The organism is Shewanella oncorhynchi (assembly GCF_030848765.1).
GTDB classification, from domain to species: domain Bacteria; phylum Pseudomonadota; class Gammaproteobacteria; order Enterobacterales; family Shewanellaceae; genus Shewanella; species Shewanella oncorhynchi.
Map to the genome: position 1 here is coordinate 4,957,665 of NZ_CP132914.1, position 12,512 is coordinate 4,970,176.

The window sequence follows — 12,512 nt, forward strand, 5'->3', positions numbered from 1 at the left end:
CCTATGACTCCTGTTCGCCACTAAAATCAAACCACTCTTTATACTTGCGATCTAAGGTCTTGCGCGATACGCCTAAATCCCTCGCCGCAGCAGACTTATTGCCAGAATGTAAGTCCACAACACTGGTCACATGGTGTTTTTCCACGTCTTTCAATGGCCAATCCAATGGATAACCCGATGTAGATAAAGACTCACTCTTCAGCTGTTGCTTCCAATATTCCGCTGGCGGTTTGCCCAGCAAAATACAACGCTCAATCATGTTGCGCAGTTCACGAATGTTACCAGGCCACTCGTGTTGCTGTAGTTTCACCATATCTTCATGGCTCCACACGACTTCTCTTACCCCTAATTCAGCGGCAAGTTGGCGAGTGAAATGATGGGTTAACTCCACTACATCTTCGGGTCTATCACGTAATGGCGGGATTAAAATATCGAGCACATTCAGCCGATAATATAAGTCTCGACGGAAATTCCCTGCATCCACTTCATCAATCAGAGTACGGTTAGTGGCCGCGATCACTCGCACATCGATGTTAACTTCTTTCTCGCTGCCCACAGGACGAATCGCTTTTTGCTCTAATACTCTGAGCAATGCCGTTTGCATTTTCAGTGGCATTTCGCCAATTTCATCGAGAAAAATCGTCCCGCCAGAAGCAAAACTGAATAAACCTTCACGATTGCCTTTCGCACCCGTAAAGGCACCGGCGGTATGGCCAAACAATTCACTTTCGAGCAGTTCAGGGGCGATAGAGCCACAGTTAACTGGGACAAAAGGTCCCTGACGTCCACTAAGCAAATGTAATTGCCGTGCGACTAATTCCTTACCCGTGCCCGACTCACCTTGGATCAAGACGACGGCATTGGTCGGCGCCACACGTTCGATGATATGTTTCACCGACTTCATGGCTTCACTGCTGCCAATAATGGTCGATGAATAACCGATTGAAACCTCACGACGCAGCATCAAGTTTTCACGTTTAAGCAAGCGACGTTCGATACAGCGATCGACCGCAGTCATCATCTGTTCGAGATGGAAAGGTTTCATGATGAAGTCAGAAGCACCCGCACGTAGCGCAGTAATCGCGACTTCCATGTCAGCATAGCCAGTCATGAATATGATGTCCGAACGACGCCCCTGCTCATCCAACGCTTCATGCCATTCGATACCCGAACGACCAGGCAGACGAATGTCGACGATAAGCAAATCGAAATGGCAACGGCTACGCAGCTGCTCCGCATCTTCGATACTGCCCGCCGTTTCGACTAAGGCAAATTTCTTCGAGAGTGCCTTATTTAAAAAACTCCGCATTCCGGGTTCATCATCAACAATCAGTACCGATACTGCCGATGGAAGGGGCTTGAGGTTATTATCTATCTGGCTCATATTGTCTGCTTCTGGACATTTTGACTCATTTGCGACCAATTCTAGCACTGAAAATAGATGAATAGGTCACTATGAACCATCAGAAGTTTGTCCTGAGACAATTTGTCTGTAGAGTATTTGTTAAGCTTGGGATCAAGCTCACAAATTAGGTTAAGCTGTGAAGAAAATGACCGCATTCTCAGCTTGGCATCTAACTTGCTTTCAACCGAACGTATTACAATTTACGAGACCTTCCACTCAGTAGGCATTTGAGTTGGAATCCTATTTTCCGCCAAGGAGTACCCATGCTAAACATGAAATCTCATATGAAGTCATTACTGGGACTGGTTGTTGCAGCCAGTATGTTCACTGTTTTACCCGCTCACTCGACTGAAATTATCAAGTTAGCCACCACCACCAGCACAGAAAACTCAGGCCTATTGAAAGAACTGTTACCTAAGTTCGAAAGTGAATCAGGCTACAAGGTTCAAGTCATCGCCACAGGTACAGGTAAAGCCCTGAAACTAGGTGAGCAAGGTGACGTGGATTTAGTCATGACTCACGCGCCTAGCGCCGAAGCTAAATTCGTAGCCGATGGTTTTGGTGTTGAGCCCCGTGGCATTATGGAAAATGATTTCGTAGTACTTGGCCCTAAAAACGACCCAGCAAAAATCCGTGACAGCAAAACGGCCGAAGAAGCTTTCGTTAAAATGGCAAAATCAGGCGTGCCTTTTATCTCTCGTGGTGACAATTCAGGCACTCACATCAAAGAGTTAGAAGTATGGAAAGCGGCAAATGTTACTCCTAACTTCAAAGGTTATACTTCAGTCGGTCAAGGCATGGGTAAAACCCTGCTGATGGCAAACGAAATGCAAGGTTACACTCTGTCTGACCGTGGTACTTTCGTGGCTTATAAAACTAAACTCGATCTTGCCGTTGATTTCGATGGTGGCAAAACCTTAGCCAACCCATACCAAGTCATTCTCATCAACCCTGCTAAATACCCAGATCTGAACCACAAAGGCGCTAAAGCATTCAGCGACTGGTTGATCAGCAAAGAAGGTCAAAGCATGATCAACAACTTCAAAGTCGAAGGCGAGCAATTGTTCAAGGCAACTTATAGCGAATGAACGACGGCTGGCTAGCACTATTACAGCAGGCGTTAAGCCTGCTGTTTTCTTTAGACCCTGACGTTTGGTCCATCATTTCGATCTCGTTTTCGGTTTCTTTCGCGGCACTGCTGATCACGCTTGTTCCTTCCATGGTGCTCGGCTTTGTATTGGCGTTTGCGCCATTTCGCGGCAAATGGATAGTCACTAACTTAGTTCAAACTCTGCAATCAATCCCCACAGTGGTTATCGGTCTACTCGTGTATTTACTGCTAACACGCAACGGTCCTCTGGGCGATCTAAAATGGTTATTTACCCAAGAAGGAATGATTCTCGGGCAAATGTTCATCTGTGCCCCCGTACTAATTGCAATGAGCCAAGCCGCATTCACTAGCGTTGATCGCAGAGCTTGGGAAACCTCACGCACCTTAGGCGCCTCTTGGTGCCGTGCAGTGTGGACAGTCTGCCGAGAACTGCGCATGCCCTTACTGCTGGCGATTGTCGCGGCCTTTAGTCGCATTCTGACCGAAGTCGGCTGCTCTATGATGGTCGGCGGCAATATTTTAAACGTAACCCGTAATATTCCTACTGCAATCGCACTTGAAACCAGCAAAGGTGACTTCGCCCAAGCTATCGCCCTCGGGCTAGTGCTGCTAATCTTGGCCTTGATCCTCAACTTTGCCTTAGGTAGTTTACGCGGCAAAGCCATGCCAAGGAGCCATTAAGCAATGACTAAGGTCAAACTGATCGCCCGTGACGTAGAAATGTCCTTTGGCGCGCGCCTGTTATTCAAAGCCGACGTATTATCGCTCTGCCAAGGAGATGTGATTTATCTGCAAGGCGACAATGGCACAGGCAAATCAACCTTGATGAAAATTCTGGCGGGCTTAATGCCACCAACCAAAGGCCATATTGAGGCTGTCGGTTTTGCCAAAAATGCTTGGTGGCGACGCAATCCATTGTTAGGTAAGGCCGTTTATCTGCACCAACATCCTTATTTGTTCGACGGCACAGTAGAATATAATCTCACCTATGGGCTGAATTTCAGCTCAGAAACAAAAGCCAAGGCTAAACAGCGGATTACTCAAGCAATTGAGATGGCGCAGCTAGGATCGCTGCTGCACGAAAGGGCCAGTAATCTCTCTGGTGGCGAAAGACAGCGCCTCGCGATTGCGCGCGCTTGGATCCTACAACCTAAACTATTAATGCTCGATGAACCCACCTCCAATATGGACAAGGATTCCCAAGAGCTAGTATTAAAAATGATCCAACAACTCAAACACGAAGGCACAGGAATGTTACTGAGTAGCCATCAGAATTGCGCGTTAACCGCCATCTGCGAACAACAGTGGCACATAGAAGGTGAGCGCGTGATGACCTCTTATCAACAGCCTGAATCTTTGCCAGCACAGGAGCCTTTGTATGTCATCGCAAATTGATGCCGTTATTCTCGCCGGTGGTATGGCCCGTCGCATGGGTGGCGACGATAAAGGTCTCGTCGAATTAAACGGTGAAGCCATGATTAAGCACACAATAGATAGAATAAAACCTCAGGTTAAGGAGATCCTGATCAACGCAAATCGTAACCAAACACGTTATGCTGAGTTCGGTTTTAAGGTAATAAGTGACGAGCATAGTGGTTTCCTCGGACCTTTAGCGGGTATGATCACCGCTATGGGCCAAACAGATGCAGACTACTTATTAGTAGTGCCCTGCGACTGCCCACTCCTGCCACTCGACCTTGTTCCGCGTATGTTGGCAGCAATTGAGGCAGAAAAAGCCGAGATTGCTGTCGCCAGTGACGGTGAGTATGAACAACCCGTTGTTTTACTCTTAAAACCTAGCTTACGTGACTCGATGAAAGCGTTTCTTGAGGCGGGTGAGCGTAAAGTGGACTTTTGGTATATCAAACATCACTTCGTCGTAGCGTCATTCGCCGACCAGCCCAATGCTTTTGTGAATGTGAATACGCCAGAACAAAAACAACGACTAGCGATAGAAATCACCCAATAGCTAAAAAGGCTCCAATAACCCAAATTAGAGGTGCAAATGAGTAACCCCTTCGTCAATCCGCTCGCTATTCCCGTTCTCGGATTTTGTGCCTACAGTGGCACGGGGAAAACCACCTTACTCAAGCAATTGATCCCCGAATTAAATCAACGTGGCCTGCGCTTAGCCGTAATCAAACATGCCCACCATAATTTCGACGTAGATATTCCCGGCAAAGACAGTTACGAAATGCGCAAGGCTGGCGCGCGACAAATGCTGGTCGCCTCCCATGTACGCTGGGCGCTGATGACAGAAGATGCGCGCGATGGCGATCCTGAGTTAGTCCATTTACTCAAGCAAATCGAAGCCGACAAAGTCGATATCGTCCTCGTCGAAGGCTTTAAAAAACTTGCCTTACCTAAGATTGAATTGCACCGCGCCGCCCACGGCAAACCTTTTATCTACACCCAAGATGAGAATATCCTCGCCATCGCCTGTTGCGATGACACTCAGTTGCCCAGCGACGCACTCCCGAGTGAGCTGCGCCGTCTCGATCTCAACAATGTCAGCCAGATTGCCGATTTTGTGATGGAGTACGCCCAAAACTGGGAAGCGCCACTCCAATACCCCATTTCGGCAGTGGATACCTGCGCCATAGGCGACAACAAAAACCTCAGCGTCAGCCAAGGTTTAGCGCAAATTTTATCCCATGTTTCACCTGTGGCAGAGATTGAAGACATTGAGTTAGATGCCTTAGATAACCGCGTACTGGCCAGCGACAGCATTTCTCCCGTCGACGTGCCACAACAAACCAATTCGGCGATGGATGGCTACGCCTTTGTCTATCAAGACCCCATGCCTACCACATTAAAATTGGTGGGAGAGGTTCTTGCCGGTCATCAATATTCAGCCACGCTTAAGGTCGGCGAAACCGTGCGTATCATGACGGGCGCAACAGTGCCTGCGGGTGCCGATACAGTGCAGCCCCGAGAGCTTGCTAAGGAAGTCGATGGCATTGTTAGCTTTGAAGGCCGTATTCTTTCTGGCCAACACGTTCGCCTCGCTGGAGAAGATATTGCTCAAGGCCAAGTCGCACTTGCAAAAGCCACTCGCCTAAGCGCCGCAGAACAAGGTTTACTGGCCTCACTCGGGCTCAATCACGTGAGTGTATATCGCCGCCCAACTGTTGCAGTATTCTCCACCGGCGATGAAGTGAGCCAGCCTGGCGAAGTACTCAAAGCTAACTGCATTTATGACTCAAACCGCTTTACCATCAAAGCGATGGCAAAACGTCTCGGTTGTGACGTTATCGATTTAGGCATTATCGAAGATTCTGAAGCCGCCCTTGAAGCAACTCTCGCTAAAGCCGCCAACCTTGCCGATATCGTCATTAGCTCGGGTGGCGTGTCTGTCGGCGATGCGGACTACATTAAAACCGTACTGGCCCGCCTCGGCAAAATTGATTTCTGGCGCATTAACATGCGTCCGGGTCGGCCACTCGCCTTTGGTAAAGTGAATGACAGCTTATTCTTCGGGCTACCTGGCAACCCAGTCGCAGTCATGGTGTCTTTCCTGCAATTTGTGCAGCCCGCTTTACGAAAATTAGCAGGTGAAGTGAACTGGCAAGCGCAGCTATTCCCTGCAATAAGTGATGAAACACTAAGAAGCCGCCAGGGCCGCACCGAATTTATTCGCGGGATTTATCAGCTTGGTAAAGATGGACGCCTGCACGTGAGTAGCACGGGCAACCAAGGTTCTGGGATGTTAAGTTCAATGGTTAAAGGGAATTGCCTCATCATCATAGGGGATGATGCAGAAGCCGTGAATGCAGGTGAAACTGTATTTATTCAACCCTTTGCGGATCTGCTTTAGGATCCAGTGAGTTTTTATGAGTCTAATTGTGGATTCCTTTGGCCGTAAGGTCGAATATTTACGGCTCTCGGTCACCGACCGCTGCGACTTTCGCTGTGTTTATTGCATGACGGAAGATCCCTGTTTTCTGCCAAAGGATCACGTACTCCACCTCGAAGAATTAGCTTGGATTGCCCAAGCCTTTACCGAGCTTGGTGTGACTAAAATTCGCCTGACCGGCGGTGAGCCCTTAGTTCGCACCGATTGCGACCAGCTAGTGGGTCTGCTTGGCAAACTGCCTGGGCTGACGGATTTATCCATGACAACTAATGGTTCAAGGCTGACAAAATTCGCTAAACCCATGTTTGATGCAGGATTAAAGCGCCTCAATATCAGCCTAGATACCTTAAACCCCACACTGTTTACTCAGCTAACGCGTAACGGCAAATTAGACAGAGTCATCGATGGTATTGATGCGGCTATTGCGGCGGGATTTGAACGTATCAAGATTAATGCGGTGATTTTAAAACAGCAGAACGATAATGAAGTTATTGATTTAGTTGATTTCTGCCGTGGCCGTAACTTAGACATCGCCTTTATCGAAGAAATGCCACTTGGCGAAATGGATGAGCGGAAACGCGCCCGTCATTGCAGCAGCGATGAAGTAAAAGCCATCATCAATAGTCACTATCCGCTACAGCTTTCCAACAAACGTACCGGTGGCCCAGCACGTTATTACACTATGGCCGACAGCCCAATCCATATCGGCTTTATCTCGCCCCACAGCCACAACTTCTGCCACGAATGTAATCGCGTGCGCGTCACAGTCGAAGGCCAATTACTGCTGTGTTTAGGCAATGAACATGCCGTTGATCTCAAAAGCATAGTCCGGGAATTTCCGGCTGATATTGAAAGATTAAAAGTCGCTATTCTCGCGGGAATTAATCTCAAGCCTAAGCAGCACGACTTTGGCAATAATCAGGTACAAATCCTACGCTTTATGAATGCCACTGGCGGTTAAGCATCACCACTCCATCGCTTAAGGGCTAGCATCTCAATTTGGCCGTGATAAACTCGAAGCATCACCCCATACTTAGCGTCACACATTTCTATGGCCTTAACTCGTAAGCAATGGAATAACGTCATCATAGTCGCCTGCGCCTTTATGGTCGCCGTGCTGACTTTTATGGATAACAAAACCAATAATGTTCCGAGTGATGCTCAGCGACTATTTGACGATAATGCGCCGCTTTCACAGCTGCAACTCGACGGGTTATGGCTGCACAAGCAAGCATCACAATGGGAGTGCGACACTAAAGTCCTCAACTGTGATGAATGGGCAAAGGCGTGGCAAACCATACGGGTATCCCCCTTAACCGCCGCGCCAGAAACCACAGATAATCCGCAAGAGTTAGTCATCCAGATTGCAGATATCCGCGATGCTCAACTGTGGATCTATTTTCCCAATGAAGGCGCCTTAAAGTCTCCCGCAGGTAATTGGTATTTAGTACCACCGAGTTTAAGAGCTAAACTGCAACCGATCCTCGATGCGAAACCCGCAACTTAATGTCACCCAATTTTACTTAAGATAAGAAAGAATCCATGCCGGAATTACCAGAAGTTGAAGTCACCCGTCAGGGTATTGCCCCCTACCTTGTCGAGCAAACCGTAATAGATCTTGTGATCCGCAATGGCTCGTTGCGCTGGCCTGTGCCTGACATAGCCAAACAGATTATCGGCCAAGTTATACGCCAAGTGCGACGCCGTGCTAAGTATCTGTTAATCGACACTGATGCGGGCACTAGCATAGTGCATTTAGGCATGTCGGGGAGTTTACGGATTTTGCCCCACGATACCCCAGTGGAAAAGCATGACCATATCGACTTAGTGCTCGCCAACGGCCGCATTTTACGTTTTAACGATCCAAGACGATTCGGTGCTTGGCTATGGTGTGAACTCCCAGAAGAAGCCCATCCATTACTCGCCAAACTGGGGCCGGAGCCACTGACCCATGCCTTTAATGTCGCACAATTAGCGGCAGCTTTAGCGGGCAAGAAAAAAGCGATCAAGCTCTGCCTGATGGATAATCATATCGTAGTGGGTGTAGGCAATATTTACGCCAATGAAGCCTTGTTTGCGGCGGGTATTCATCCAGAGGCCGAAGCAGGTAAAATCGATATCGAGCGTTTGACCGTTTTAGTTGCCGAAGTGAAGCAAATCTTAGCCCACGCCATTAAACAGGGTGGCACCACGCTGAAAGACTTCACCAATGCCGATGGCAAGCCGGGCTACTTCGCCCAAAAACTGCATGTCTATGGGCGCGGCGGTGAAACCTGCACAAGCTGCGGTAACTTGCTGAGTGAAATCCGTTTAGGCCAACGCACCACAGTATTTTGTGGCATTTGCCAAACACGCTAATATTGCGTTATTTATAAGCCAAAATGCCAAGCAAGTGCTTGGCATTTTTCGTTATTTAATCAATTACAGCTGTCAAAAACGATACTCAAAACTGCTAAATAGCGTGGCATTGGTATCATTTTCTTGAACTTCAAACTCCGATCTCGATACTGTTCCACCTAAGCTCCACATGCCTTTCCACACAGGCATACGGTAAGAAAGCTCCAGCATTAATAAATCTTCTTTTGGCGGTTGTGGTGCCCAAGTGTTAACTACATTGGAGCCATCTTTATTCAGCTTTGCATAACGCAGCAACGAGGTAAAACCACGGCTGTTATTAAACTGGCCAACTAATCCAACCACGAACACTTGTGCATCGCTATCATAGGTAGAACCCAAAGCACGACCATAGTAGCGAGCACCACTCAGATAGACAGGATCCTCATAGAAACAATTGGCACTATCACCATCGCATTTTACATAGGTGTCCGAATATTCCATGAACAACTTAAACTGCTTACCCGATGTGCCAAAATGGGTATCAATACCCCAAAGTGAGCCGCAGTCACTACCATTTTCACAACTATGTTCGAGATATAATCCAACGGGGATATCCTGCAAAGTATCGGCATAACGCATATCAATACTTTGAGTTCTATGGCCTGCATCGCGGCGCTCATTTGGCGCACAATCATTTGTACCATCGATACAAACAGCATTACTCGCAACCGAATCCCACCAAGAGTCAAAGTTACAATCTTGGCCCTCACCACAAAATAAGGTCGACCAAGACAATCCCACTTCTAACTGTTTAATCGGTCTTGCACTTAAGCGCATATCCCACTCAGCCGTCTTAGGCACAGCACGATCCACTTCAGTTAAGCTAAATCCGGTTTTAAAGGTCCAAGGGCCAATCCAAGATAACCAAGGTGTTTCAAAAGCTGCGGCATTGTTACGGCTCAAGGTTAACGATGACATAGGGCGGGCGTTATTAGAACGATGTAGAGCCGAGTCAAACCCCGGTCCCCACCACTGCTCAACCGCGCCTAAGGTTGCGATCCAATTGCCAAAAATGATGGCAAAATAAGACTCATCAAGGCGGAAGTTTTTATTATCTTGCGGATCATAGGTTTCTGCCACAGTCGCCTTATAAGCAACACGCGATCCTAAATACTCGTAGGAGCCCAGCACTTCACCTTTCTCGCGATAGTCAGAACCATAATGTTGAAAGCGAGCAGGATCAGATGCTGCCGATACTTTTATCCGTGCATTACCACGATTATCGACAGCATTTTGATAATAAAAATTAACCCGTGCAAAGGCTTGTACTAAAGAGGGAGAAAGCAGCTCAGGCTCAATTTTCGCTAAATCACCACCAATACCTGACCACATCAATGGATAAGTATTCACTGGCACAGTGATCACACCCGCATCAGCAAGTGCTTGAATGTCAGCTCTAAGATATATATCAGAGGCATCGACCCAAGGTGCAGCAGCAAGCATTGAAGAAAAAAATAGGCCAGAGGCAATGCTAGTAGCAAGGATCGTGGGGGAAAAAAAAGCCTTCATAACATCCTTTTAAGTATCATCACAAGGCAACAATGCCTCAAAGTTAACACAAAACTCCTACGTAAAAACTATCTAGTTCGCAGGTAAAATCTAAGGTTTAACCAACTTAAGCTTTGCCGCCAATGCAGCAGTTACTTCAGGGTGAACAAACTGGCTCACATCGCCACCATGCAAAGCGACTTCCTTTACTAAGGTTGAAGAGATAAATGAGTTTTCCTCGGCAGGCGTTAAAAACACGCTTTCCAGATCAGGGCTCAATCTGCGATTCATATTTGCTAATTGGAATTCATATTCAAAGTCGGATACCGCGCGTAACCCACGCACAAGTACACTGGCCTTTTGCTCCTTGGCAAAATCCACTAGCAACCCCGAAAACCCCACCACCTCGACATTATCCAAATGAGCAGTTACCCGATTGACCAATTCAACTCGCTCTTCAAGGGTGAATCTAGGCTGCTTGGAAGGATTAGCCGCAATGCCAATCACCACATGTTTAAACAGTTTAGCCGCACGCTCAATCAAGTCGGCATGACCATTGGTGATAGGATCAAAAGTTCCTGGGTAAATTGCTCTTGTATGCACTTTGCTGACTCAACTCACATGGATGCCAAAAATCATTGCTCGCAAGTCTACTCGTTTTAGCCAAGCGAGTGAATAATCGCAGCAAAAACGGCTTTAAATACCGATAAAAAGCTTAAAAATAAGCAAGAACGCTATTGATTAAGCCCATGTAAAGGCACGAACAGGTATAATGTTGCACGAAATTAAAACCGACCACATACAATGTTGCTCCCCTGTTTAACGATATACACTGAGCAGTGTTAGGTTTAAAAAACGACGTTTGAAGACACGTAGAAGAGCATATATGAAGAAAATCGCGATTTTTTGCCATAACTTTTTCTCCAACGGCACAGTGAAAGTCGCCTTGTCGCAGGCAGAAGTGTTACAGGAAGCAGGACAAGATGTACATTTGTTTGTGTTTCACAGGGAAGGCGATTTTATACCTCCGCAAAATGTGACCATTCATTATCTGTTTGAAGCGGGTCAAAAACCTTCGCTACAGGAGCAGATACAACAACTCAAAGCTAAAGTGAGCGCCGCCGAAAAAACGGGCAAGTTTTCACTCTTTCTCAGTAATTCAACTGACTGCGATGTTGTTGTTTCCGGCTGTCATTTCGATCCTTGCTACTACTTCTGTCATTGTGCGTTAAAACAAGAGTTATTGATGGAGTTAAAACGCGGTCCAGTACACTTCTGGCGCAGATGGAAAAAAGCCAAGGCCCTGATCGGCAAAAAAATCATCACCGTCTCAAATGGTATTGCCGACGAACTCAGAGCCACTTCTTGGTTAAAACCCCAGAGCGTGCAAACCATCTACAACCCTTTTCGCTTAGAAGAAATAAAAATTAAGACTCAAGAAGTCATCGCCGAAATTCCCAATGAGCCTTATATGATCCATGTGGGTAGAGTCACTCGTCAAAAGCGCCATGACATTCTCTTCAAAGCATTGAGGGATATGCCGACAGCACCTAAACTCGTGCTTCTCTGTAATCGACCAAATAAAGCGCGTAAATTAGCCCAAAAATACGGTGTTGAGCACCGAATTATCACACCCGGTTTTCAACATAATCCCTATGCTTGGATTGCCAACGCAGAATTAATGCTACTGAGCTCAGATTTTGAAGGCTTGCCAACGGTAGTCATTGAGTCATTGGCCTGTGGCACCCCCGTCGTAAGCACTGACTGCCCTCACGGCCCGAATGAAATCCTTACCGGACATTTAGCTAAATATTTGGTTCCCGTTCGCCAACCTGCATTGTTGGCACAAAAGGCTCTGGAATGTCTGGCATCGCCTCCATCGCTTGAAGACCTTGCTATTCTTAAAGCCGTAGATAGTCAAAATATTGCAAAGCAATATTTGAACTTAGCCGAATAAATATCTTTATACGGTAAAAAGTAGAAACTCTATTGAATATAAGTAGAGTTTCTACTTAACCTCCAACACCAGTTACACTCTGATACAGTATGAAAGCTCGTTTTAATTGGATTAAAAAACACAAGACGTTAACAAATGCATCAAACAAAGAGTAATAACACACAGAAATACAATACATTTAGCCTGTATAATTACTTTTATTGAACATCGATAAAACAGTTTATTATAAGGTCAACCATTCTGTATTTATGAATAAATAAATTCATTGATAGTCTATTTGAAAAATATCAAAATACTT

The 12,512-nt window shown here is 46.6% G+C and carries 12 protein-coding genes; 9 read left to right on the top strand and 3 right to left on the bottom strand.

What is annotated here, in order from left to right:
• Window position 1 precedes the first annotated feature (1 nt).
• A complete protein-coding gene (locus RA178_RS21790; protein WP_105250738.1) occupies window positions 2–1,384 on the bottom strand; it encodes a sigma-54-dependent transcriptional regulator in 1,383 nt (460 codons plus the stop codon).
• A 284-nt stretch (window positions 1,385–1,668) separates the two neighbouring features.
• Between RA178_RS21790 and RA178_RS21795 the strand changes: the two genes are divergently transcribed.
• From RA178_RS21795 to mutM, 8 genes are all read left to right on the top strand, one after another.
• A complete protein-coding gene (locus RA178_RS21795; RefSeq protein WP_105250739.1) occupies window positions 1,669–2,493 on the top strand; it encodes an ABC transporter substrate-binding protein in 825 nt (274 codons plus the stop codon).
• Window positions 2,490–3,197 (top strand): ABC transporter permease, encoded by a 708-nt coding sequence (locus RA178_RS21800; RefSeq protein ID WP_105250740.1) that lies wholly within the window; start codon window positions 2,490–2,492, stop codon window positions 3,195–3,197. Before RA178_RS21795 ends, RA178_RS21800 begins: the two co-directional genes overlap by 4 nt.
• Window positions 3,198–3,200: 3 nt before the next feature.
• Window positions 3,201–3,911 carry an ABC transporter ATP-binding protein gene (locus tag RA178_RS21805; protein WP_173248426.1) on the top strand — a complete coding sequence of 237 codons (711 nt, stop codon included), beginning with the start codon at window positions 3,201–3,203 and terminating at the stop codon, window positions 3,909–3,911.
• A complete protein-coding gene (gene mobA / locus RA178_RS21810) occupies window positions 3,895–4,485 on the top strand; it encodes a molybdenum cofactor guanylyltransferase MobA (protein ID WP_113940167.1) in 591 nt (196 codons plus the stop codon). The genes RA178_RS21805 and mobA overlap by 17 nt, the downstream gene beginning before the upstream one ends.
• A gap of 36 nt (window positions 4,486–4,521) precedes the next feature.
• On the top strand, window positions 4,522–6,333 hold the full coding sequence (locus tag RA178_RS21815; protein ID WP_306683899.1) for a bifunctional molybdopterin-guanine dinucleotide biosynthesis adaptor protein MobB/molybdopterin molybdotransferase MoeA: 1,812 nt from the start codon (window positions 4,522–4,524) through the stop codon (window positions 6,331–6,333).
• Between the two features lie 16 nt (window positions 6,334–6,349).
• On the top strand, window positions 6,350–7,333 hold the full coding sequence (moaA, locus tag RA178_RS21820; protein ID WP_131524425.1) for a GTP 3',8-cyclase MoaA: 984 nt from the start codon (window positions 6,350–6,352) through the stop codon (window positions 7,331–7,333).
• 90 nt (window positions 7,334–7,423) lie between these two features.
• Window positions 7,424–7,879, top strand: coding sequence for a hypothetical protein (locus tag RA178_RS21825; protein ID WP_306683903.1), 456 nt, complete (start codon window positions 7,424–7,426; stop codon window positions 7,877–7,879).
• A 35-nt stretch (window positions 7,880–7,914) separates the two neighbouring features.
• On the top strand, window positions 7,915–8,730 hold the full coding sequence (mutM, locus tag RA178_RS21830; protein ID WP_113940164.1) for a bifunctional DNA-formamidopyrimidine glycosylase/DNA-(apurinic or apyrimidinic site) lyase: 816 nt from the start codon (window positions 7,915–7,917) through the stop codon (window positions 8,728–8,730).
• A gap of 72 nt (window positions 8,731–8,802) precedes the next feature.
• On the opposite strand, the gene RA178_RS21835 is transcribed toward mutM, so the two are convergent.
• Window positions 8,803–10,278 (bottom strand): capsule assembly Wzi family protein, encoded by a 1,476-nt coding sequence (locus RA178_RS21835; RefSeq protein ID WP_263179255.1) that lies wholly within the window; start codon window positions 10,276–10,278, stop codon window positions 8,803–8,805.
• Between the two features lie 90 nt (window positions 10,279–10,368).
• Window positions 10,369–10,860, bottom strand: a complete 492-nt coding sequence (gene coaD, locus RA178_RS21840; protein ID WP_105250747.1) for a pantetheine-phosphate adenylyltransferase — start codon at window positions 10,858–10,860, stop codon at window positions 10,369–10,371.
• A 283-nt stretch (window positions 10,861–11,143) separates the two neighbouring features.
• Between coaD and RA178_RS21845 the strand changes: the two genes are divergently transcribed.
• Window positions 11,144–12,214: a glycosyltransferase gene (locus RA178_RS21845; RefSeq protein WP_306683907.1), complete on the top strand. Its 1,071-nt coding sequence runs from the start codon at window positions 11,144–11,146 to the stop codon at window positions 12,212–12,214.
• Window positions 12,215–12,512: the final 298 nt, after the last annotated feature.

What these genes read in the sequence shown, in the direction of transcription:
- RA178_RS21795 (WP_105250739.1), top strand. Translation starts at nt 1,669, where the DNA reads ATGCTAAACATGAAATCTCATATGAAGTCATTACTGGGACTGGTTGTT.
- RA178_RS21845 (WP_306683907.1), top strand. Translation starts at nt 11,144, where the DNA reads ATGAAGAAAATCGCGATTTTTTGCCATAACTTTTTCTCCAACGGCACA.
- RA178_RS21815 (WP_306683899.1), top strand. Translation starts at nt 4,522, where the DNA reads ATGAGTAACCCCTTCGTCAATCCGCTCGCTATTCCCGTTCTCGGATTT.
- RA178_RS21800 (WP_105250740.1), top strand. Translation starts at nt 2,490, where the DNA reads ATGAACGACGGCTGGCTAGCACTATTACAGCAGGCGTTAAGCCTGCTG.
- RA178_RS21825 (WP_306683903.1), top strand. Translation starts at nt 7,424, where the DNA reads ATGGCCTTAACTCGTAAGCAATGGAATAACGTCATCATAGTCGCCTGC.
- RA178_RS21835 (WP_263179255.1), bottom strand. Translation starts at nt 10,278, where the DNA reads ATGAAGGCTTTTTTTTCCCCCACGATCCTTGCTACTAGCATTGCCTCT.
- mobA (WP_113940167.1), top strand. Translation starts at nt 3,895, where the DNA reads ATGTCATCGCAAATTGATGCCGTTATTCTCGCCGGTGGTATGGCCCGT.
- mutM (WP_113940164.1), top strand. Translation starts at nt 7,915, where the DNA reads ATGCCGGAATTACCAGAAGTTGAAGTCACCCGTCAGGGTATTGCCCCC.
- RA178_RS21805 (WP_173248426.1), top strand. Translation starts at nt 3,201, where the DNA reads ATGACTAAGGTCAAACTGATCGCCCGTGACGTAGAAATGTCCTTTGGC.
- moaA (WP_131524425.1), top strand. Translation starts at nt 6,350, where the DNA reads ATGAGTCTAATTGTGGATTCCTTTGGCCGTAAGGTCGAATATTTACGG.
- RA178_RS21790 (WP_105250738.1), bottom strand. Translation starts at nt 1,384, where the DNA reads ATGAGCCAGATAGATAATAACCTCAAGCCCCTTCCATCGGCAGTATCG.